The sequence below is a fragment of the Nocardia aegles genome (genome assembly GCF_052545135.1).
Genome location: NZ_JBQWRI010000007.1, coordinates 179,888 through 199,498 on the forward strand (window position 1 = coordinate 179,888; position 19,611 = coordinate 199,498).

General features: G+C 66.6%; 20 protein-coding genes. 7 read left to right on the forward strand and 13 right to left on the reverse strand.

Annotated elements, in window-relative coordinates:
- Positions 1–26 precede the first annotated feature (26 nt).
- Positions 27–1,565 carry a Rieske 2Fe-2S domain-containing protein gene (locus ACT89H_RS20415; RefSeq protein ID WP_445110215.1) on the reverse strand — a complete coding sequence of 513 codons (1,539 nt, stop codon included), beginning with the start codon at positions 1,563–1,565 and terminating at the stop codon, positions 27–29.
- Positions 1,566–1,607: 42 nt separating this feature from the next.
- A complete protein-coding gene (locus tag ACT89H_RS20420; protein WP_445110216.1) occupies positions 1,608–2,570 on the reverse strand; it encodes a hypothetical protein in 963 nt (320 codons plus the stop codon).
- A 76-nt stretch (positions 2,571–2,646) separates the two neighbouring features.
- Here ACT89H_RS20420 and ACT89H_RS20425 point away from each other — a divergent pair, with 76 nt between their 5' ends.
- From ACT89H_RS20425 to ACT89H_RS20435, 3 genes are all read left to right on the forward strand, one after another.
- Positions 2,647–3,396 carry a lysophospholipid acyltransferase family protein gene (locus ACT89H_RS20425; protein ID WP_445110217.1) on the forward strand — a complete coding sequence of 250 codons (750 nt, stop codon included), beginning with the start codon at positions 2,647–2,649 and terminating at the stop codon, positions 3,394–3,396.
- A gap of 11 nt (positions 3,397–3,407) precedes the next feature.
- Positions 3,408–4,151, forward strand: coding sequence for a lysophospholipid acyltransferase family protein (locus tag ACT89H_RS20430; RefSeq protein ID WP_445110218.1), 744 nt, complete (start codon positions 3,408–3,410; stop codon positions 4,149–4,151).
- 118 nt (positions 4,152–4,269) lie between these two features.
- Positions 4,270–4,614 (forward strand): hypothetical protein, encoded by a 345-nt coding sequence (locus ACT89H_RS20435; RefSeq protein WP_445110219.1) that lies wholly within the window; start codon positions 4,270–4,272, stop codon positions 4,612–4,614.
- 131 nt (positions 4,615–4,745) lie between these two features.
- Here ACT89H_RS20435 and ACT89H_RS20440 read toward each other — a convergent pair whose 3' ends face one another.
- Positions 4,746–4,877: a hypothetical protein gene (locus tag ACT89H_RS20440; RefSeq protein WP_445110220.1), complete on the reverse strand. Its 132-nt coding sequence runs from the start codon at positions 4,875–4,877 to the stop codon at positions 4,746–4,748.
- Positions 4,878–5,138: 261 nt separating this feature from the next.
- On the opposite strand from ACT89H_RS20440, the gene ACT89H_RS20445 reads away from it, so the two are divergent.
- Together ACT89H_RS20445 and ACT89H_RS20450 are read left to right on the forward strand one after the other, a co-directional pair.
- Positions 5,139–6,086 carry a DNA-processing protein DprA gene (locus ACT89H_RS20445; RefSeq protein ID WP_445110221.1) on the forward strand — a complete coding sequence of 316 codons (948 nt, stop codon included), beginning with the start codon at positions 5,139–5,141 and terminating at the stop codon, positions 6,084–6,086.
- Between the two features lie 164 nt (positions 6,087–6,250).
- On the forward strand, positions 6,251–6,916 hold the full coding sequence (locus ACT89H_RS20450) for a hypothetical protein (protein WP_445110222.1): 666 nt from the start codon (positions 6,251–6,253) through the stop codon (positions 6,914–6,916).
- Positions 6,917–7,004: 88 nt separating this feature from the next.
- Here the strand turns inward: ACT89H_RS20450 and ACT89H_RS20455 are convergent, their stop codons facing one another.
- The 5 genes from ACT89H_RS20455 to ACT89H_RS20475 all read right to left on the reverse strand — a co-directional run bounded on the left by ACT89H_RS20455 (position 7,005) and on the right by ACT89H_RS20475 (position 12,307).
- A complete protein-coding gene (locus ACT89H_RS20455) occupies positions 7,005–9,326 on the reverse strand; it encodes a heavy metal translocating P-type ATPase (protein WP_445110223.1) in 2,322 nt (773 codons plus the stop codon).
- A gap of 37 nt (positions 9,327–9,363) precedes the next feature.
- A complete protein-coding gene (locus ACT89H_RS20460) occupies positions 9,364–10,293 on the reverse strand; it encodes a DUF8832 domain-containing protein (RefSeq protein WP_445110224.1) in 930 nt (309 codons plus the stop codon).
- 15 nt (positions 10,294–10,308) lie between these two features.
- The gene (locus tag ACT89H_RS20465; protein WP_445110225.1) at positions 10,309–10,515 is read right to left on the reverse strand and encodes a heavy-metal-associated domain-containing protein; all 207 of its coding nucleotides are present in this window, start codon (positions 10,513–10,515) and stop codon (positions 10,309–10,311) included.
- A 335-nt stretch (positions 10,516–10,850) separates the two neighbouring features.
- Complete coding sequence (locus tag ACT89H_RS20470) at positions 10,851–11,561, reverse strand: sterol desaturase family protein (protein ID WP_445110226.1); 711 nt, start codon at positions 11,559–11,561, stop codon at positions 10,851–10,853.
- Positions 11,558–12,307 (reverse strand): FadR/GntR family transcriptional regulator, encoded by a 750-nt coding sequence (locus ACT89H_RS20475; protein ID WP_445110227.1) that lies wholly within the window; start codon positions 12,305–12,307, stop codon positions 11,558–11,560. The genes ACT89H_RS20470 and ACT89H_RS20475 overlap by 4 nt, the downstream gene beginning before the upstream one ends.
- Before the next feature lie 201 nt (positions 12,308–12,508).
- Here ACT89H_RS20475 and ACT89H_RS20480 point away from each other — a divergent pair, with 201 nt between their 5' ends.
- A complete protein-coding gene (locus tag ACT89H_RS20480; RefSeq protein ID WP_445110228.1) occupies positions 12,509–12,724 on the forward strand; it encodes a type II toxin-antitoxin system VapB family antitoxin in 216 nt (71 codons plus the stop codon).
- Positions 12,721–13,158, forward strand: coding sequence for a type II toxin-antitoxin system VapC family toxin (locus ACT89H_RS20485; RefSeq protein WP_445110229.1), 438 nt, complete (start codon positions 12,721–12,723; stop codon positions 13,156–13,158). Before ACT89H_RS20480 ends, ACT89H_RS20485 begins: the two co-directional genes overlap by 4 nt.
- A 15-nt stretch (positions 13,159–13,173) precedes the next feature.
- On the opposite strand, the gene ACT89H_RS20490 is transcribed toward ACT89H_RS20485, so the two are convergent.
- From ACT89H_RS20490 to ACT89H_RS20510, 5 genes are all read right to left on the reverse strand, one after another.
- The gene (locus ACT89H_RS20490) at positions 13,174–13,836 is read right to left on the reverse strand and encodes a hypothetical protein (RefSeq protein ID WP_445110230.1); all 663 of its coding nucleotides are present in this window, start codon (positions 13,834–13,836) and stop codon (positions 13,174–13,176) included.
- The gene (locus tag ACT89H_RS20495) at positions 13,833–15,512 is read right to left on the reverse strand and encodes an ABC transporter family substrate-binding protein (RefSeq protein ID WP_445110231.1); all 1,680 of its coding nucleotides are present in this window, start codon (positions 15,510–15,512) and stop codon (positions 13,833–13,835) included. Before ACT89H_RS20495 ends, ACT89H_RS20490 begins: the two co-directional genes overlap by 4 nt.
- A gap of 325 nt (positions 15,513–15,837) precedes the next feature.
- On the reverse strand, positions 15,838–17,703 hold the full coding sequence (locus ACT89H_RS20500) for an ABC transporter ATP-binding protein (RefSeq protein WP_445110232.1): 1,866 nt from the start codon (positions 17,701–17,703) through the stop codon (positions 15,838–15,840).
- The gene (locus ACT89H_RS20505) at positions 17,700–18,620 is read right to left on the reverse strand and encodes an ABC transporter permease (protein ID WP_445110233.1); all 921 of its coding nucleotides are present in this window, start codon (positions 18,618–18,620) and stop codon (positions 17,700–17,702) included. Before ACT89H_RS20505 ends, ACT89H_RS20500 begins: the two co-directional genes overlap by 4 nt.
- Positions 18,617–19,594: an ABC transporter permease gene (locus tag ACT89H_RS20510; protein ID WP_445110234.1), complete on the reverse strand. Its 978-nt coding sequence runs from the start codon at positions 19,592–19,594 to the stop codon at positions 18,617–18,619. The genes ACT89H_RS20505 and ACT89H_RS20510 overlap by 4 nt, the downstream gene beginning before the upstream one ends.
- Between the last annotated feature and the right edge of the window lie 17 nt (positions 19,595–19,611).

The window sequence follows — 19,611 nt, forward strand, 5'->3', positions numbered from 1 at the left end:
CCTGGTCGCGGTGCCGGCCTTCGCGGCTAGTCCAGCTTGCGCGAGCGCAGTTCGTGACCCTTGGACGTCTTACACCGCCCCGACGCCAGATCCCACTGCCAGCCGTGCAGGTTGCAGGTCAGGGTATCGCCTTCCACCACACCGAATTTCGACAGATCCGCCTTCAGGTGCGGGCAGCGCCGCTGCACCTCCCAGCCGCTGAGTTCGGTGGAGGCCGAGTCGTCGTGCGCCTCGGAGAACCAGCCGTCGGCATAGGCGATCCGTTCGTCGGTGAGGCACTTGAAAAACGTGTAGAGGAACTCGTTGTATCCGCCGATGCGCCAGGCCTGGAAGCGGGTGGACAGGAAGATGGTGTTCACCCAGTCGGGCTCCCGGTCGCGCAGTACCGTGCGCACCAGTTCCGGCGCGATGCGGAAGCCGTAGCGGTAACGGCCCTCGCCCTCGACCGGCTCGCGCACCGTGCGCTTGGGAAAGTCCAGCACGATGGTTTCCGCACCGATCACCAAGCCGACCGGGTAGCCGATGCCGTCGCAGATCACGTCGCTCTGCGCCATGATCGGCTCGAACAGTTTCCGCAGCGGCTCCAGCAGCGAGCCCTCGCCGCGCTCCCAGGTCGCCTTCTCCGCCTCCAGTACCGGGGCGAGGCGCTGCGCCATCCGCTCGATGTACTCGGCTTTGTTGTCGTAGATCTCGGCGGGGTCGCTCGGGTGGGTCAGGGTCAGTTCGGCGCCGCGCACGTCGGCGACCGAGCCGGGGATCATGAGGATCCCGCCCGTGTTGCCGTGGATCTCCATCTGCTCCAGGAACACCTTCTGGTCGGGGAAGATGTTGCCCTCATCACCGCGATCGTCGTTGAGGTAACGCAACTCGTCGTCCAGGAACACCGGCGGACCCGCCGATGGCACCACCCAGGTCGCGCCGACCTGCTCGATGTAGCTGCGGGCCCGGTCCATGCCGCGCTGACGCTTCTGCTTGCCGAAGTTCGACTTGGTGCGGGCCGGGATGTCGTAGACCATCGGATACCAGATCGCGCCCGAGTACTGCAGCAGGTGGATATCGACGTGGCCGAAGGCATCGTGCAGCACGTCCATGTCCACCGGACGGGCGTCGTTCATGTTGAAGCAGGTGGTCTCGCCGTCGGAGACCACGAGCCCGGAGTCGCCGATGGGGCCGTCGGCGGGCGCGCGCAAGGCGATGATCATGACCTCCAGGTCCCCGCCGGGGCCGGTCACCGTGTGCTTGACCGAGTCCTCGGTCTCGAAGAACTTGTGGAAGCCCAGTTGTTCGAGCTCGCGGCGCAGGTCCGGCACGGGATAGTCCGGCAGCAGCACGGTCGCGTCCTTGTTCACGTGCTCGGCGAGCGTCTTCGCGTCGAAATGGTCGCGGTGCAGGTGCGAGACGTAGAGGAAGTCACATGCGCCCAGCTCGTCCCAGTCCAGTTGGGTGTTGTCGGGGAACGGGAACCAGGAACCGAAGTACGCGGGGTTCACCCAGGGATCGCAAAGGATCGACCCGGCCGTGGTGCGGATGTGGAATCCGGCGTGTCCGACGCTGGTGATCTGCACTAGCTGCTCCTCCTGCTGTTTACCAGCCAACCAGGGTAGTAGTTACGGCGAGACATCGCCGATGCAGTAGCCGTCCGTCCCGGAGCGCAAGGTGAAGGTGCGGGTTTGCGTCACACCGGAGGAGCTGGTCACCGGCACGAGCACCGCGATGTACTCGGTGTTCACCTGCTCCGACCGGATCTGCTGGTCGGCGAAATCGGTGGCCCCGGTGAGCGCGCCCTGGTTGTTCGCCAGCGGCGCGGGGCTCGGACGCCCGGTGCCCTTGGGGTCCCAGGTCGCCGGGGACGCCTTACAGACCAGAGGGTAGTCGCCTTCTTTGTCGGCGGGGTCGAGCGGAGTGCCGACGAAGCGGGACAGGTACCGGCGCACGCTGTGCCGGGCGTCGGCGTCGTTGTAGGCGATCTCCGCACCCGCCGTCGCGACGCGCGGGCAGGCGTAGCCGGTCGCGATCTCGGCACGCTGAACAGCGACGGTGGTGGTCGGGCTCGTCCAGACGACGGCTTCCGCGGTCGCCGTGCCGGGCTGGGCCAACGCGGTGAGGACGGCCTGCTGGTCGGTGTACATCTCGGCCACGTTCTTGGGCGCGATGGTCCAGCACTTCTCCTGCATTTCGGCGATGGTGTGCGAGCGCAGGTCGGCGGCCCAACGCTGCACCGCCGCCGCGGCGGCGGGCAGCCCCGCGACCGCGCCGACCGGCGGAGCGTAGGCGGGTACCGGCGCAAGCGCGGAGGTGCTCGGCGGGGGCGTGGTCGGGGGGGCGGCCTGCGGCGTGGTGCGAACGGCCGCCCGGGGCGGGCTCTGCTCCGGAATGCCGACGACGGAGTCGCAACCGGTCAGCGCGATCGCCGCGATCAGGGTGGAGCCGCCGACCAGCGCGGCGCGGGTCCAACGCCCGGCCCGGTTCCGCTCGCGTGCTGCACTGCGGTCGTACTCGCGCGGTGCCGATCGGGCGCGTTCCACTTCGACGATCCTCTTCTCTCCGGACGTGCGGTCGGGGCTGCTCATGCGTCCTCGCTCCGGTGCGGCGCGCGATGGCGGCGAACTGCCGATGGGGACGAGCAGCGACTACGCTAGCGGACTTGTGGAACCCGTCTACCGGACGATCATCGGCCTCGCCCGTACCGTCTTCTTCATCGAAGGTCTGAAGTTCACCGTCAAGGGCGATGAACACATTCCCGCCCGAGGTGGCGCCGTGCTGGCGGTGAACCACACCGGCTACATGGATTTCACCTACGCGGGCCTGCCGGTGCGCACCCGGAAGCGCTACATCCGGTTCATGGCGAAGAAGGAGGTCTTCGATGACAAGATCTCCGGCCCGATCATGCGCGCGCTGAAGCACATTCCGGTGGACCGATCGGCGGGCGCGGATTCCTACCAGGCCGCCGTGGAATATCTGCGGCGCGGCGAACTGGTCGGCGTATACCCCGAGGCGACGATCAGCCGCAGTTTCGAGATCAAGGAATTCAAGTCCGGCGCGGCGCGCATGGCCATCGAGGCAGAGGTGCCGATCATCCCGATCGTCATCTGGGGTGCGCAGCGGGTCTGGACGAAGGGGTTCCCGAAGCGGCTCGGCCGCACCAACACGCCCATCTCGATCGCGGTCGGCGAGCCGATCCAACCGTTCGAGCCCGCCGCCGAACTCACCGCCAAGCTGCGTTCGACCATGCAGGAAATGCTGGCCGACCTGCAGAAGGACTACGTGCACGAGCCCGGCGCGTACTGGGTGCCCGCCCGGCTCGGCGGCAGCGCCCCTACGCTGGAAGAGGCGGACGCGATGGATGCCGCCGAGGCCGAGTCCAAGGCCGCGCGCAAGAACGCGGCGGGGCAGTAACGGGAGATGTGATGGCGCGCGAACCGGTCTATGACATTCTCACCGGCGTGGCCCGCGCCATTTTCTTCGCTCAGGGCCTGCGCATCGATATCGCGGGCCAGGAGCACATTCCGCGCTCCGGCGGCGCGGTCCTGGCCGTGAACCACACGGCCTACTTGGATTTCATGGAGGTCGGGCTGGTCGGTCGCAAGTCCGGCCGCAATGTCCGATTCATGATGAAAGCCGAGCTCGAGCACGGCATCGTCGGCTTTCTCATGAAGCACTGCAAGGCGATCGGCGTCGATCGCACGGCCGGGGCCGAGTCGTACGCCCGCGCGGTGACCGCTTTGCGCGAGGGCGAGGTGGTCGTGGTCTATCCCGAGGCGACGATCAGCCGCAGCTTCGAGCTGAAGGAATTCAAATCCGGCGCGGCGCGGATGGCCATCGAAGCCGATGTCCCGATCGTTCCCATGATCGTCTGGGGCGCCCACCGGATCTGGACGAAGGACATCCCGAAGCAACTCGGCCGCCATAATTTCCCGATCAATATCCGCATCGGCGCACCGATCCCCCCGGCCGGACCGATCGAGGAATTGACCGGCACCCTGCGCACCCGGATGAGCGAGCTTTTGGAACGCGCCCAACGCGACTACCCGATGGTCGAAGGCGCGCGGTGGGTCCCCCAGCGACTCGGCGGGACCGCCCCGAACCTCGCGGAGGCGGCTGTGCTGGAGCGTGAGGAGATGGAGCGGCGGCGGCGCGCGAAGGCGCGATGACGGCGCTCTACCCGGCATATGTGATTGACCTCACATCGAATTGCCGAACGCTGCCTGCTCGGCAAGGGTGACATGACTGGCCGCATGGTCAGCGCGCTTACACGAAAAGGGGATTCGGATGCGTCGACGGGTCATGACGGTCTTGGTCGCGCTCGTGGCGGGAGGTTCGGCAGCGGCGTTCGGCGGGGCGAGTGCTTCGGCGGTCGCGGTGAACCCGTTCCCCGGCGGCACCGAGGTCTACTTCGACCGCGGCGAATCCGCGGCGATCGCGAACCTGAACCTCGGCCCGGCGCTGAGCCAGGTGGCCGTCGGATGGTCGCCCGGAGCGAAAGCGCTTCTGGGCGATGGGATTACCGAGCACGCCCGGTGGGCCGGCGAATCTCCGACCGGCGGGATGTCGATCGAGGTGTACGGGACGTTCATCCAACCCTCGCTGGTCACGGTCACCACGCTGCGGGGTTGAGCTGATTTCCGTTTCGGAACTCAGTGTGCCGAAGGTATGCTCGCCCATTGCGTTATGCGCATGCTTAAAGACCTCCTGGCGAATGCCCGGACGGGACGACACTACGTGTGCCGTCCCGTCCGGTGTCTCGTTCAGCGGGTTGTCGAGCGGAAGCCGCGCAGCCGCAGGCTGTTGCTGACCACGAAGACCGAGGAGAACGCCATCGCGGCGCCCGCGAGCATCGGGTTCAGCAGGCCCGCCATGGCCAGCGGGATCGCGGCCACGTTGTAGGCGAAGGCTCCGGCGAGACTCGAGCGGGCGTCGCGGCTGACCGGCGTCCGTGGTGGTGAGGGCCGGTCGTGTTGCCCGTGAGTTCTCGGCGTGCGGCGGGACCGATCACAGAGCGAGGGATCGTATACCGTCGGGCGTGGACATCATTCTCGACATGACTCGGGGAGCCCTGTGGACCCCTTGGCATGGACCCGTCGGTCTAAGATGACATAATTCGAACGTGCGTTCTATGGCTTGCAGGTTGGAGGAGGTAAGTGACGAACCCGCATGCGCCCACGGACAGCGTGACTGGCAGCTCCCTGGCCTGGGATGATGGTGAACGCGCCGCGCTTGTATCCCTGATGCGGCTGAAGCCGAAGAATGGGGACTGGTCCTACCTGACCGAGGAAGTAATTCAACACGCGGGTGCTAGGGCGCTCTGGAATGCTACGCATCCCCGGGATCTATTCGGTGAAGCCGACAATGCTGAGCTCTTGGAAGCTGCGCGAAATGACATCGAAGTATGGAAGCGCGCTCCTTTCGAGTTCCATACTTTCCGCGATGATTCCTATCCTTCGCAACTTCGTACGGTCCGGCAGATGCCGCCCGTAGTCTTCACGCATGGATTGCTGCTCGACCACGATGACGGTGTGTGTGTCGTAGGCTCTCGAAAATCTTCCGATGGTGGTATCCGTTTCGCCGAGGAGGTTGCCCGCAGGCTGGTTGCGCGCGATATTTCCGTCGTGGCCGGGCTGGCTGAGGGAATTGATACGGCGGCGCACAGAGCGGCGCTCGATTCCGGCGGTCGAACGGTCGCTGTGCTCGGCAACGGTCTCAACCATGTGTACCCGCGATCGAATCGTGAGCTACAGAAGGAAATATCGGAGCGGGGTATGCTGCTGACCCACTTCCTGCCAGAATATTCGCCCACGAGGTATTCATTCCTGGCAAGGAATGTGATCATGAGTGCCTACGGAGTGGCGACGGTGATCGTAGAAGCCGGCGAGCACAGTGGGACCCGGACGCAGGCACGGGAAGCGGTTGCGCACGGCAGGCCGGTGATCCTGAATGCCGCGGTTGCCGAGTCGGCAGAATGGGCGCGTCAGCTTCGGGGAGAACCGGGTGTCTACATCGCCAATTCTCCATACGAAGTAATGCAGCACATCGATACTATTCTGGGACACCGTGCGCTGGTCCGGAACTGGCTGCACAACGATCGATGAGGCCCATAAGCCCTGCAGCCGCCGTGCTGAGGAAAATCGTCCAGGAGCGTGTCGGAACCACCTTCCACAATACGTACGTTCCAGGAACACCTGGAATATGCCATGTGTGCCGTGGCCCGGCGTTCGATGCCGATTACTGTGGAGCATGTCGAGAACATCGAAAGGTGTACGGAAGCCTGCTTGCCGATAAGACGATTTTGCTGACGTACGCGCAGGGCAACCTGCCAGGAGGCAAGCATCAGTCGGCGCACGAAGTACGTGCGTATAAAGAGGGCGTCGACTTGTGTCGTGAGAACCTTCAACTTGTGATCAGGGCGGCAGTCACCCTTCATCATCAATGCATGGCTACGCAGCTCGGCTGGCGATGGGATTCGTTGACGTTCGTCCCCTCACACCAGCGCAATGGGCGAAAGCATCCTGTATCGACCCTCGCCAACGCTGTGCTCACGACGCTGACGTCGCCGCCGATTTTGCCCACGAAATTTCTGCTCGATACCGGCCCGGGCGTTGCCGTGCGGCGTGCACTCGTCAACGACCGGTTCGTCGTACCGGACAGGTATCGTTCAGCGGTGGAAGGCAAGAACGTGCTCATCGTCGATGACACCTGGACAACCGGCGCAAGTATGCAAGGCGCCGCGATCGCGGCGAAGGATGCGGGGGCGCGTACTGTGACGGCCTTATGTTTCGATCGATGGCTACGCTGGGACTGGTCTGAGCACGCGCAACTGCTGAAAACCCTCCGAAACCATTACGACCCTCTGGCTTGCCCGATCAACGGGGATATTTGTTCGTCGGCAGCACAGTTTGTGGTGCCTTCGGCAAGCGAATGATTCGCCGAGTTATCCGCACTGCCGCGTAGGCTACTGATGATGCCCGGACGGGACGACACTACGTGTGCCGTCCCGTCCGGTGTCTCGTTCAGCGGGTTGTCGAGCGGAAGCCGCGCAGCCGCAGGCTGTTGCTGACCACGAAGACCGAGGAGAACGCCATCGCGGCGCCCGCGAGCATCGGGTTCAGCAGGCCCGCCATGGCCAGCGGGATCGCGGCCACGTTGTAGGCGAAGGCCCAGAACAGGTTGCCCTTGATGGTTGTGAGGGTGCGGCGGGACAGGCGGATCGCGTCCGCTGCCGCCCGCAGGTCGCCGCGGACCAAGGTCAGATCGCCCGCTTCGATGGCCACGTCGGTGCCGGTGCCCATGGCCAGGCCCAGATCGGCTTGGGCCAGCGCCGCGGCGTCGTTCACGCCGTCGCCCACCATCGCGACCACTTTGCCCTCGGCCTGCAACCGTTTCACGGTGTCGACCTTGTCCTGGGGCAGCACCTCCGCGATGACCTCATCGATGCCGACCTGTGCGGCGATCGCGTCGGCGGCGGCCCGATTGTCGCCGGTCAGCATGATCGGGGAGAGCCCGAGGGCACGCAGCTGGGAAATGGCTTCGGCCGAGGTGGCTTTCACCGCGTCGGCCACCACGAGCACGCCGCGCGCCTTGCCGTCCCAGCCCACCGCGACGGCGGTCTTGCCTTCTGCTTCGGCCGCGCGCATCGCCCGGGTCAGGTCGTCGTCGAGGTGCTGTGACCAATCGGCGAGCAGCCGCGCCCGGCCGACGACCACCGCGTGGCCGTCCACGATGCCGTGCACGCCCAGGCCCTCGACGTTCGCGAAATCCTCGACCGGCTTCAGCTCACCGACCCGCTCGCGGGCACCCTTGGCGATGGCTTGCGCGATCGGGTGCTCGGAGGAATCCTCCAGCGCTCCGGCCAATTCCAGAATCCGCTCGCCCTGCTCGCCCTCGGCCGCGACGACGTCGAGCAGCGTCATCTTGCCCGCGGTGACGGTGCCGGTCTTGTCCAGCACGATCGTGTCCACCCGCCGGGTCGACTCCAGCACCTCCGGCCCCTTGATCAGGATGCCGAGCTGTGCGCCGCGCCCCGTGCCGACCATGAGAGCCGTCGGCGTGGCCAGCCCGAGCGCGCACGGGCAGGCGATGATCAGCACCGCCACCGCCGCGGTGAACGCCGCGGCCACCGAGCCGCCGGTGCCGAGCCAGAATCCCAGCGTGGCGACCGACAGCGCGATGACGATCGGCACGAAGATCCCGGAGATCCGGTCGGCCAGCCGCTGCGCCCGCGCCTTGCCGGTCTGCGCGTCCTCGACCAGCTTCGCCATCTGTGCCAGCTGGGTGTCGGCGCCGATCCTGGTGGCACGCACGACGATCCGGCCGCCCACGTTGACGGTCGCGCCGACCACCGCGTCGTCGGGGCCGACCTCCACCGGCACCGACTCGCCGGTGAGCATCGAGGCGTCGACGGCCGAGGAACCTTCCAGCACGACGCCGTCGGTGGCGATCTTCTCACCCGGCCGCACCACGAACCGGTCGCCGACGGTCAGCTGCTCGACCGGGATACGCACCTCGGTTCCGTTGTATCCATTCCCGTGCTCCCGGGGCCCTGCGTGGTTACGCAGGCTGCCTTCTCCGGGCCCGTCGCTCGCACGCGGCAGCAGAACCGAGACCTCCTTGGCCCCCAACTCGAGCAGGGCACGCAGCGCCGCACCCGCCCGCCGTTTCGCACGCGCCTCGAAGAAGCGCCCGGCCAGGATGAACATGGTGACGCCCGCCGCGGCCTCCAGGTAGATGCTGCCCGTGCCGTCCATCCGCGAGATGGTGAACTCGAACGGATGTGTCATGCCGGGCCTGCCCGCGGTGCCCCAGAACAGGGCGTACACCGACCAGCCCAGTGCGGCCAGCGTCCCCATCGAGATCAGGGTGTCCATGGTCGCGGCGCCGTGGCGCAGGTTGGTCCACGCCGCGCGGTGGAACGGCAGCGCGCCCCACACCACTACCGGCGCGGCCAAGGTCAGCGACAGCCACTGCCAGTTGGTGAACTGCAAAGCGGGGATCATCGCCATGGCGATCACCGGCACCGACAGCACCACCGAGACCAGCAGGCGGGTGCGCAGGGATGCGGCTGGATCGTCCTCGGTGGCGATTTCCTGCGGCTTCGGAGGCGCGGGCAGGGCGGCGGTGTAGCCCGCCTGTTCGACGGTGGCGATCAGCTCGTCCGGCGAGACCGCACCGGTGAATTCGACCCGCGCCTTCTCGGTGGCGTAGTTCACGGTCGCGGTGACGCCGTCGAGCTTGTTGAGCTTCTTCTCGATCCGGGCGGCGCAGGACGCGCAGGTCATTCCACCGATCACGAGTTCGACCTGCCCGGAGAGCGGCGGTTGTGTCGCGGTGGTCATCGTGGGTGCTCCGTTCTGTGCGCGGACGGTCGTCGGGTCAGTGCGCGTGGCCATCCGGCTGCTGACCAGTGTGTTCGTTGTGGTTCGAGGCGTCTGCGGCGGGGGTGCCCGGCGCGACGGTCAGGGTGAATTCGGCGGTGCGGACCACGCCGTCGTGCTGGAAGTCGAGGAACAGGCGGTAGTCGCCCGCGCTCGGCGCCGTGACGGCGAAGGTGATACCGGGTCCGGCCGCGGTCACCCCGTCGCCGGGGTGGCCTTCCGGATGGACGTGCAGGTAGCCCAGGTCGGCGGCGCGCAGCGCCACCAGGTGGCCGTAAGCGCCGAGGTAGGGCTGCAAGTCGGTGACCGGCTTGCCCGCGCGGCTCACCGACAGCGTCACTGTCGAAGTCCGGCCGGGAACGAGGGTGCCGTCCAGCGTGACGGTGTAGTCGCCGACGCTCGTGGTGCGGGTCGCCGCGGGTAGTTGCTGGGGGTCGTAGACGCCCGCGACCAGCAGGTCTGCGCCGAGGGTCAGGTTTTCGCCGCCCTCCGGAGTGAAGTCGGCGAACACGCGGTAGTCGCCGGCGCGGCTGAGGTCGAGCGGGACCGTCCAGGTGCCGTCGGCCCCGAGCATCGGGTGGACGTGCTGGAAGGCGGCCATATCGCGGCGCACGACGATCAGGTGCAGATCCTTGTCGTGGCTGCGCACGTAGCGGGTGACGGGCTTTCCGTCCCGGTCGAGGATGGTGAAGCGCAGCGGTACGTTCGCCGCAGCGGTGGCCCGGGTGGTGTCCAGCCGCAGCGTGTAGCCGCGGTCGGTCGCCACGATTCCACCAGGTAGTTCCTGGTCCTGGAGTTGAGCGGTGTCGTGCGCTGTGGAGTCGTGGGCGGCGGGTTCCGGCCCGATGGCCGCACCGGCCGCGAGGGCGATCCCGAAGACGGCGGCGAGGCCGAGGGCGAAACCGCCGAATTTGATGGTCGCGTTCATCGAGTACTCCGCCCGTCAGCCGGCGACCGCGTAGCCGGCGCGAACCACGGCCGTGGCGAGTTCGGCGCGTTCGATCGGGGTCGCGCTCGCGACGGTCACGCGTCCGTCGGCGAGATCGACGGCCACCGCCTCGACGCCGGAGATGCGGCCGATCTCGCCGCGGACCGAGGCGGCACAGCCGCCGCAGGTCATGCCGGTAACGGTCACGGTGGTGGTGGTCATGGTCGATGTCCTCCTGCTGGCGTTTCTGCTTCGCGATTTCTACCCTACCCCCCTAGGGTATAGGGATGTCAAGTCCGGAACGGGCGAAAGCCCGGCCCGCGACGAATTGCGGACCGGGCTGTCGTGGCGGCCGTGCTCACGCGGTTCGGATTGCGCACGCGCGGCAACTGCTCGCGTCCGGTGTAGTGCGGAGTGCACGCGATGGTGAGACGCGAAGGGCTCACTTACTGGGCCGTCGCGCTGCCGTCGATCACAGCGGGCTCGAGTCGGACGAGTGCGGACGGCCCGAGCCTGTGCCGCCCCGCCGGCTCATCGCGGGGACGCGCCCGCTCTGATCAGGCGGAGTGCAGGTTGCGGGCCGTGGGTGAGGTCTCGGTCGTGGCCCGGTCGGGGTAGGTGCCGAAGAGACGGTCGGCGGTGCCGGAACTGGTGACCGTGAACCAGTAGTGCTCGTTCTTGTAGTGGTGGTGGCGATGATTGCGCCAGACTGCCCGGTAGAGCGAGCGTTTCGGCTTGTAGTCGGTGTGAATGAGGTAGTGCGTCCACTCGTAGCCGAACCCGACCAGGGTGATGGTGATCAGGAAGGTCAGGCCGAGCCCGAGGCGGGGGAAGGCGAACGCCGCAAGCGCGATCAGCACCACGACGAGCATCGATAGTGTCTTCGTCGGGATGAAGATCAGTGGGATACTCCGCGGATCCGCGTGATGTTCGCGGTGCTTGCGGGCCAGTTCGCTGTCGAGTGCGATCGGGCCGAGCCGGCGCGGCCGCCAATGCAGCACGGTGACGTGCACGATCCACTCGAACACCGGGAACAGCGCCACCATTACGGCGGGAACCAGCAGATCGGTCGACTGCCAGTCGCCGACAATGAGGCGGGTGATCAGCGCGCCCGCCAAGGTGGCCCCGATTATCCACGGCGACGGGTGCCGGACGAATTCGTGGAATGCCGGGCCCAGCGTGAGCCCGCGCCGCAGCGCGCGCTCGTCCCGGCGCACCCGCGCCCGCGCGTCGATCGAAGTGGCTTCGGAGGCATTGGATTTGGTCATGTTCGTTCCCGGCTATGGGTGACCGGCGGTCCCGTGAGGACCTCGATCAGGGCTGCGGTCGCCGGCTCGAGCAGCGCCCGAGCGGTGGTGGCGGCCTTCTGCGGCCGACCCGCGACGACCGCGGCGGCCAGTTCCCGGTATGCCTCGACGTTGCCCACCTCGGCGGACATGATCGGGGCCAGCGCCGCGAGCGCCGGTTCATAGGCGGCGCGCAACATGTTGAACATCAGCCGGAACACGATCGAGTCGGCCGCGTCCACGACGTGATCCCAGAATTCCATCGCGTGCCGTTGCCGCGCGACCGGGTCCGGTTCGGCGGCAAGCGCTTCGAGGGAGGCTTCCAGCAGCGGGCGGACCTCGCCCGCACCGATCGCGCCCACTCGGCGCGCGGCCAGCTCCGCCACCTTCGGCCCGTTGTGCAGGCGTGCCTCCAGAATGCTGCGCGCGACCGCGGGGTTCAGCTCCCCGGCCTGGACCAGAAGCCTGGGCAGCACCTCCAGCCCCGCGCCGCGCCGATAGTCCAGCACAGTCGTCGCGTCTCCTTGGCGCACTGACACCAGCCCGGCCGCGGCCAGCCGCTGCAATGCCTCCCGCACCGCGGGCCGGGAGACCCCCAGCGCCTCCGCCAACTGCCGCTCACTGGGCAGCGTCGCCCCGGGCACCAGCTCACCGCTGAGCACATCCGCGGCGATCTGCTCGAACACGTCCGCCGACACCGACCGCTTGACCACAGGTTGCAACGCCATGTGTCCACCGTGCGCCTGATTGGTCAGGAGGTCAAGTGGTAAGACCAATGCTGCCGCGCACGGATGAACGAGCTCTTCGTTGTATGGCCCGGACATGGTTTGGGCGCGGCAAGAACTGTCGACGGCACCGAACCGCAATGATGGCCCGGACCGGACATAGGCGTATTATTGATACGAGCAATTCATAATATGGAAGGCGTTATGGCAACCACAGTGGAAATTCCGGACGAGGTCCTCGCCGAGGCCATGCGGCTCACCGGCCTCACCACCAAGAAGGCTGTCATCAACCTCGCCATGTCCGAATTGGTGCAGGGATACCGACAGCGTGCGGCCTTGAACCAGCTGAAGCGAATGGGCCACAACCCCTTCCTTACCGAGGAGGAACTCGCTAACGCCGCCACGGCGAAAAACCGGTGACAGCTCCGAGCGATCGGCCCCACTACCTGCTCGACCAATCGGTGATGTCCCACTACTGGGCGAAGCCCGTGGTCAAGCGCAAGGTCGACCAACTGGCGGTCATCGGCGTCCTCTGCGCATCCGCGGTGACCATGGACGAAGCGCGCTTCAGCGCACGCAACACCCGGGATCTGAAGTTCATCACGGAGCTGTACGGCTCGGTGTTCCGGTGGCTGGCATTCGATGACGAAGCCGAAAAGCAAGTCGCGCTGATGAGATCCGCCCTCTGGAAGATCGGCGCGGGACGCGGGGCGCAAACCACAGATGTGCACATCGCCGCCGTTGCTCTGCGACACGACGCCACCGTAGTGCACAACGACACAGACTTTCTCACCATTCAGCGTGCGGTTCCGGAGCTGAAACAGCTACGGATCATGCCCAGCGAGGATGCGTGATGCCGGACTGGCAGCTCAGCTGGGGTCGGAGCCCTGGATGGCGGAGAGCCAGACGCTGATAGCGGCGGCGATGGTCGTGGCGGCAAGGAAGACGGGCAGTCCGCCGCCGTCGATATAGACCCACAGGATGGCCGCGAAGGGCGCGGCAACGGTGGACTGGGCGTCGAGTAGGAGGCGGCGGAGGAGACGAGTGGCCGACGCGGTTTTCGCGGGGGCGTCCGGGTCGGGTCGGCTGGGGTTGTCGATCAAACGACCCGGCGGTTCGACGTCGCCGATGCGGCCGGAGGGGTAGAGGCGTCGTCCGGCGATGTGGATCGTGCGATCGGTGAGCTCCGTCTCGGTTTCGGTCAGCGTGACCAGCTGCGGATCGAAATAGACCGGAAGCCAGCGCGGCTGCCTCGTGCCACTCACCTGTAGCCAGGAGCGACTGATCAGGCGGTGCTGTTGCCGGACACGGGTTACCCGCACGGTCCCTCGTGAGCCCGGACGCCGGATCCGCACCACCCCGAACGCCACGCCGAGCCGATAGCCCGTATATCCGATGACGCCCAGAACGACCGCCGCGATCGCCGCCACCTGATCTAGAGTGCCGAACGGCGCCCAGGCGGCACAGACCGCGAGGGCGCCGAACGTCACCGTGATCGGATAGGCCAGCGGGTGGCCCGATCCGGAATTCACTTCAGGAAACCGACCTTGGTGTAGTCGTAAGACGCCAGGCCCGGGGCGCCGTAGTTGGCCAAGTCGGCGCGCACCGCGAGATTGCCCGCGGACTGCATCAGGGGCAGCGAATGGCCTTCCTCGAATACCTTGCGATCGACCTGGTTCGCCAGTTCTCTGGCCTTGTTCGGGTCGAGTTCGGACACCGTCTGCTCGATCAGCGCGTTCAGCTCCGGCGATCCGATGCGACCGTAGTTGCCCTGCAGGTCGTTCGGGTTGTACCCGTAGATCTGGTTGATGCTGCCGAGCGGGAACGGGTCACCCACCCAGGTCCACTGCGCCACATCGAAGTTGCCCGGCTGGATCACCTCGGTGAAGAAGCCCTTGCCCGGCTTGGTCTCGATGTTCAGCTTGACCCCGATCGCCCCCAGATTCTGCTGGATGATCTGGGCGATCTGCACCCAGGTGTCGTCCTGGTACATGACGTCGCGGATCTCGAGTCTGCGACCGTCCTTCTCGCGGACGTCGCCGTTGAGCTTCCATCCGAGGTCGTCGAGTTCCTTCGCGGCGGCGGCGGGATCGAAGCCGAGGCTGTTGTCCTGGTAGCCCGCCTGCCCCTGGATGTACACGTGGTTGTTCAGTGGCTTCGGGTTCGCCACCAGTCCGTTCTGGATGGCGGTGACGATGCCCTGCCGGTCGATGGCCTTCGAGATGGCCACCCGCAGCTTCGGGTCCGCGAGGATCGAACCGGGGGCGCCGTTGAAGGTGAAGTGATTCCAGCTGTTACCCGGCGCGCGCCGGACAGCGACCCCCGGCGTGTTTCGCGCCGTACGCAATTCGTCGCGTGTGCCGAGCCCTACCGCGTCGATCTCGTTGTTCTGCAACGCGGGCAGTTGCGCCGAGGAGTCGAGCACACTGAAGGTGATCGTGTCGAGCTTGGGTGTGTCACCCCACCACTTGGGGTTGCGGCCGAGCACGATACGTCCTTGTGCCCGATCGGTGGACTGCACGATGAACGGCCCAGAGGTCAGCGTGATGCCGTCGACCAAGCTCTTGTTGAACGCCTCGGGAGTGGCGGTGACGGACTTGGGAAATAGGAATGTATTGCCCGCGAATTGCCCGCGCCACTCGGCGTAGTGCTGCTTGAACGTGATGATCGCCTGCCGGTCGTCGACGCCGCGCTCGACCTTCTCGACCCGATCGAAACCACTGTTGTTGGCGATCAGGAACGACTTGTCGGCGCCGCTGAGCGCGTTCGCCTGAGACCGGAAATCCTCCCAAGTGATGGGCGTACCATCGGACCACACCGCTTTGGGATTGATCGTGTAGGTGACCTGCTGCGGATCGTCCTTGGTCAACTGGACATCGGTGAAGTAGTCGGTGTTGACCGAGAGTTCGCCAGCCGCGTTGGTGCGGAACGCCCGCGGCATCATCGGCCGCAGGATGGCGCCGGTCTCGGCGTCGTTGCCGTCGTTGGACAATGCGTTCCAGTTCGCCGGAAACGCCGAGATGGCCAGCCGGAGGTTGCCGCCTTCGCGCAGCTCGCTGACATCGTGCGGGTTGATGTCGTTGGTGGTGCCGAGCTCGGCGGCCGAGCCCGCGGGCGCGCCTTCCTCGTCCGAACTACACCCGGAGACCACCAACCCGATCGCGACGGCGGCAATCGCCAGTCGTGCCGTCAGTGAACGAATCCGCATGGTTCGCTCCTTCCCGCAGCGTTGCTGCGTGTCTACTTCAGGAAACCGATCTTGGTGTAGTCGTACGACGCGAGCCCGGGGGACCCATAGTTGGCGATGTCGGCGCGGACGCCGAGTGGCCAAGCGCAGGTTGCCGCCCTCACGCACTTCATCCGGGTTCTTCGGATCGATATCGTCGGTGATGCCGAGCGTGTCGGACAGGCCCGTCGCCGACTCGGTGCCGTCCGCGCCACACCCCGCTGTCGCGGCTCCGAGCGCGACGACGGGAACCGCCCAGCGCGCCCAGTGTCGCCGGGTGGATCGGATCCGCATCGCGCTCACTTCCTTATCGGCTCACGGCTGGAACCGGCACGGCGTCGATCAGCGCGCGCGTGTACTTGTGTGTGGGCGCCTCGAAGATCTGCTCCGCCGGCCCGTACTCCACGATCTTCCCGCGATACATGACCGCGATGTCGTGCGCCAGGTTCCGCACCACGGACAGGTCGTGGGAGACGAACAGATAGGACAGTCCGCGCTCGGTCTGCAGGTCGCGTAGCAGGTTCAGCACGCCTGCCTGGATGGAGACGTCCAGCGAGGAGACCGGCTCGTCGAGTACCAGTAGTTCCGGGTCGAGCGCGAGCGCGCGGGCGATGCTGATGCGCTGTTTCTGGCCGCCGGAGAAGTCGGCGGGGTAGCGGTCGGCGTGTTCCGGGCGCAGACCGACCTGTTCGAGCAGTTCCGGTACTCGGCGGGCGATCTCGGCCCGCGGACGTCCGTCGATGCGCAACGGCTCGGCGAGGGCGTCGAAGATGGGCAGGCGCGGGTCGAGGGACGCGGTGGGGTCCTGGAAGACGATCTGCATCTTCCGGCGGATCTCCCGCTTGCGCGCCTTGCTCAGGGACGCGACGTCGCTGCCCATGATCTCGATGGCGCCCGATTGCGGCGGGACGAGATCGAGGATCTGGGTGAGCGTGGTCGATTTGCCGGAGCCGGACTCGCCGACGAGCGCCAACGTGCGCCCGCTGCGGACCTCGAAGCTGATGCCGTCGACCGCCCTGATCTCCCCCTTGCGGCGGCGCAGCACCACACCGGCGGTGATCGGGAAGACCTTCACCAGGTCCGAAACCCGCAAAACCACATCCGGCTGCACCTGCGCCTCGGCCTCCGGCTCGGCGATCTCGTGCCGGTAGGCATCGAACAGATCGTCGGTGCCGACTTCGGCGGTGCGGATGCACGCGGCGGTATGCCCCGGTTCGACTCCTTCCAGCGGCGGTTCCGCGGCCCGGCATTCACCGATCGACACCGGGCAGCGCGGTGCGAAGGAGCAGCCCGGCGGTAGCGCGTGCATGGCGGGCGGCGCGCCGACGATCGGGATCAGCGGTCGCCGCGGCGGGCCGTCCATGCGCGGGATCGAGCCGAGCAGGCCGACGGTGTACGGCATTCGCGGCGCGTTGAACAGCTCGCTCGCGGGCGCGGTTTCGACGATCTTGCCCGCGTACATGACGGCGATCCGATCGGCCAGGGTCGCGGCGATGCCCATGTCGTGGGTGATCATGATGACGCCCGCGCCGGTGATGTCGCGGGCCTTGCGCAGCAGGTTGAGGATCTGCTTCTGCACAGTCACGTCCAGCGCGGTGGTCGGCTCGTCGCAGATGATCAGCGCCGGGTCGTTCGCGATCGCCATCGCGATGACCACGCGCTGACGCTGGCCGCCGGAGAACTCGTGCGGGAACGCCTTGGCCCGCACTTCCGGATCCGGGATACCGACCAGGTCGAGCAGCTCCACCGCGCGCTTCGCGGCCGAGCCTCTGCTCGCCTTGCCGTGCGCCAGGAGGGCTTCGGCGATCTGATCGCCCACCCGGTAGACCGGCGTGAGCGCCGAGAGCGGGTCCTGGAACACCATGCTGATGGAACTGCCGCGCAGCTTGGACAAGTCGCGGTCGCCCAGCCCGAGCAGTTCGCGTCCGCGGAACCGGATGGAGCCGGTGATCCGCGCCTGCTCCGGCAGCAACCCCATCACCGCCAGCGAGGACACCGACTTGCCCGAACCGGATTCACCGACGATGGCGAGCACTTCGCCGTCGGACACCGTGTAGTCGACCCCGCGTACCGCGTCGATGCGGCCCTCCTCGCTGGGAAAGGACACCCGCAGATCGGTGATCTCCAGCAGTGGCGCGGTGGAGGTCTTCTCGGTTGTTCCTGCGCTCGTCATGCCTTCGCCTTCTTCTTCGACCGAGCCCGCTTCGCGCCGGGATCGAACGCGTCGCGCAGTCCGTCACCGACGAGGTTGGCGCACAGCACGGTGATGATCAGCAGACCACCCGCGAACAGGAACAGCCAGGGATAAGTCAACGCTGATTTCGTGCCCGCGGCGATCAACGAGCCGAGCGATACGTCCGGCGGCTGCACACCGAAACCGAGGAAGCTCAGCCCCGTTTCGGCCATGATCGCCGAGCCGACGGTGAGGGTGGTGTCGATGATCAGGATCGAGGCGATGTTCGGGATCACGTGACTCAGGATCACCGTCCGGGTGGGCGCCCCCATGTACCGCGCGGCCCGGACGAATTCGCGATCACGCAGGCTCAGCGTCAGGCCCCGCACGATCCGCGCCGAGATCATCCAGCCGAAGCAGGACAGCAGCAGGATCAGCAGCAGAATGGAACCGCTGCCCTTGGTGCGCGGCGCGAACAGCGCGATGATGATGAAGCTCGGGACCACCAGCAGCAGATCGACCAGCCACATGATCGCCCGGTCGGTCCAGCCGCCGAGCAGTCCGGCCAGCGAACCGGCGGTAGCGGCGATCGTGGTGGACAACAGCGCGACGCACAGGCCGATGACCAGGGACTTCTGCAATCCGCGCAAGGTCTGCGCGAGGACGTCCTGACCGATCTGGGTGGTGCCGAACGGATGTTGCGGGCTCGGCGGTTTGAGCAGGGCGGTGTAGTCCAGCTGCTGGTAGTCGTAGGGCAGCAGCGGCGGCAGCGCGAAGCTCACGACGAACAGCGCGATCAGCACGATGCCGCCCGCGACGGCGGGCTTGTTGCGCAGGAAGCGCCGCAGGACCAGCTTGCGCCGCCCGGTCGCGGTGACCTCGGGCGCGCCCTGGACGATGATCTCGGCTTCGGTCATCCCACACGCACCCTTGGATCGAGAATCGCGTACACGATGTCGGACAGTAGGCCCGACACCAGCACCACCAAGCCGGCGAACGCGGTGACCGTCACCACGACGTAGAGGTCCTGGGCGTTGATCGAGTCGACCAGCCACTCACCGACGCCGTGCCAGCCGAAGATCTTCTCGGTGAACGTCGCGCCGGTGATCAGCGCGCCGAGACTGTAGGCGAACAGCGTGGCCATCGGGATCAGCGCCGTGCGCAGGCCGTGCTTGTACAGCGCCTTGCTGCGGGTGAGCCCCTTGGCGCGGGCGGTGCGGATGAAATCGCTCTGCAACACGTCGAGCATGGCGTTGCGCTGATAGCGGCTGTAGCCGGCCATCGCGCCGAGGGCCAGCGCGGTGGTGGGCAGGATCAGGTGCTGGATGCGGTCGAGCAGTTGCGGCCCGAACCCTTCGATCTTGTTCGCCGACGTCTCGCCGGTGTAGAGGAAGATCTGCGATCCCGTGAGCGAATTGATCTCCAGCGCCCCGTATTTCAGCAGCGTCGCGAGCAGGAACACCGGTGTGCTCAAGATCAACAACGACACCACCGTGGTGAAATAATCGCTGAACTTGTACTGCCGGATCGCCCCCGCCGCGCCGATCAGCACCCCGAGCACCGTGCCGACCAGCGAGCCGACGATCAGCAGCCGCAGACTCACCGCGACTCGCCGCGGCAGTTCCTCGCTGACCGGCTGACCTGCCAGCGTGGTGCCGAAATCACCATGCGGAATGCCTTTGAGCCAGGTGATGTAGCGCTCCGGGATCGGGTCGTTGAGATGCAGCTCCTCGGCCTTGGCGTCGATCACTGCCTGTGGTGGGCGCGGATTGCGTTGTTCGAGACTGTCCAGCGGCCGGAACGTCAGGGACGCCAAACTGAACGTCAAGAACGAAGCCAGCAGCAACAGCACGACATAGTTGAGCGCGCGTCGTAGCAGGAAGCCGGTCATCAGTCCTCTGGTCTTTC

Excerpts from the sequence above, each read along its gene's own strand:
- ACT89H_RS20435 (WP_445110219.1), top strand. The coding sequence starts at position 4,270 with ATGCGTCGACGGGTCATGACGGTCTTGGTCGCGCTCGTGGCGGGAGGT.
- ACT89H_RS20455 (WP_445110223.1), bottom strand. The coding sequence starts at position 9,326 with ATGACCACCGCGACACAACCGCCGCTCTCCGGGCAGGTCGAACTCGTG.
- ACT89H_RS20430 (WP_445110218.1), top strand. The coding sequence starts at position 3,408 with ATGGCGCGCGAACCGGTCTATGACATTCTCACCGGCGTGGCCCGCGCC.
- ACT89H_RS20505 (WP_445110233.1), bottom strand. The coding sequence starts at position 18,620 with ATGACCGAAGCCGAGATCATCGTCCAGGGCGCGCCCGAGGTCACCGCG.
- ACT89H_RS20420 (WP_445110216.1), bottom strand. The coding sequence starts at position 2,570 with ATGAGCAGCCCCGACCGCACGTCCGGAGAGAAGAGGATCGTCGAAGTG.
- ACT89H_RS20475 (WP_445110227.1), bottom strand. The coding sequence starts at position 12,307 with ATGGCGTTGCAACCTGTGGTCAAGCGGTCGGTGTCGGCGGACGTGTTC.
- ACT89H_RS20495 (WP_445110231.1), bottom strand. The coding sequence starts at position 15,512 with ATGCGGATTCGTTCACTGACGGCACGACTGGCGATTGCCGCCGTCGCG.
- ACT89H_RS20500 (WP_445110232.1), bottom strand. The coding sequence starts at position 17,703 with ATGACGAGCGCAGGAACAACCGAGAAGACCTCCACCGCGCCACTGCTG.
- ACT89H_RS20470 (WP_445110226.1), bottom strand. The coding sequence starts at position 11,561 with ATGACCAAATCCAATGCCTCCGAAGCCACTTCGATCGACGCGCGGGCG.
- ACT89H_RS20460 (WP_445110224.1), bottom strand. The coding sequence starts at position 10,293 with ATGAACGCGACCATCAAATTCGGCGGTTTCGCCCTCGGCCTCGCCGCC.
- ACT89H_RS20510 (WP_445110234.1), bottom strand. The coding sequence starts at position 19,594 with ATGACCGGCTTCCTGCTACGACGCGCGCTCAACTATGTCGTGCTGTTG.
- ACT89H_RS20480 (WP_445110228.1), top strand. The coding sequence starts at position 12,509 with ATGGCAACCACAGTGGAAATTCCGGACGAGGTCCTCGCCGAGGCCATG.
- ACT89H_RS20465 (WP_445110225.1), bottom strand. The coding sequence starts at position 10,515 with ATGACCACCACCACCGTGACCGTTACCGGCATGACCTGCGGCGGCTGT.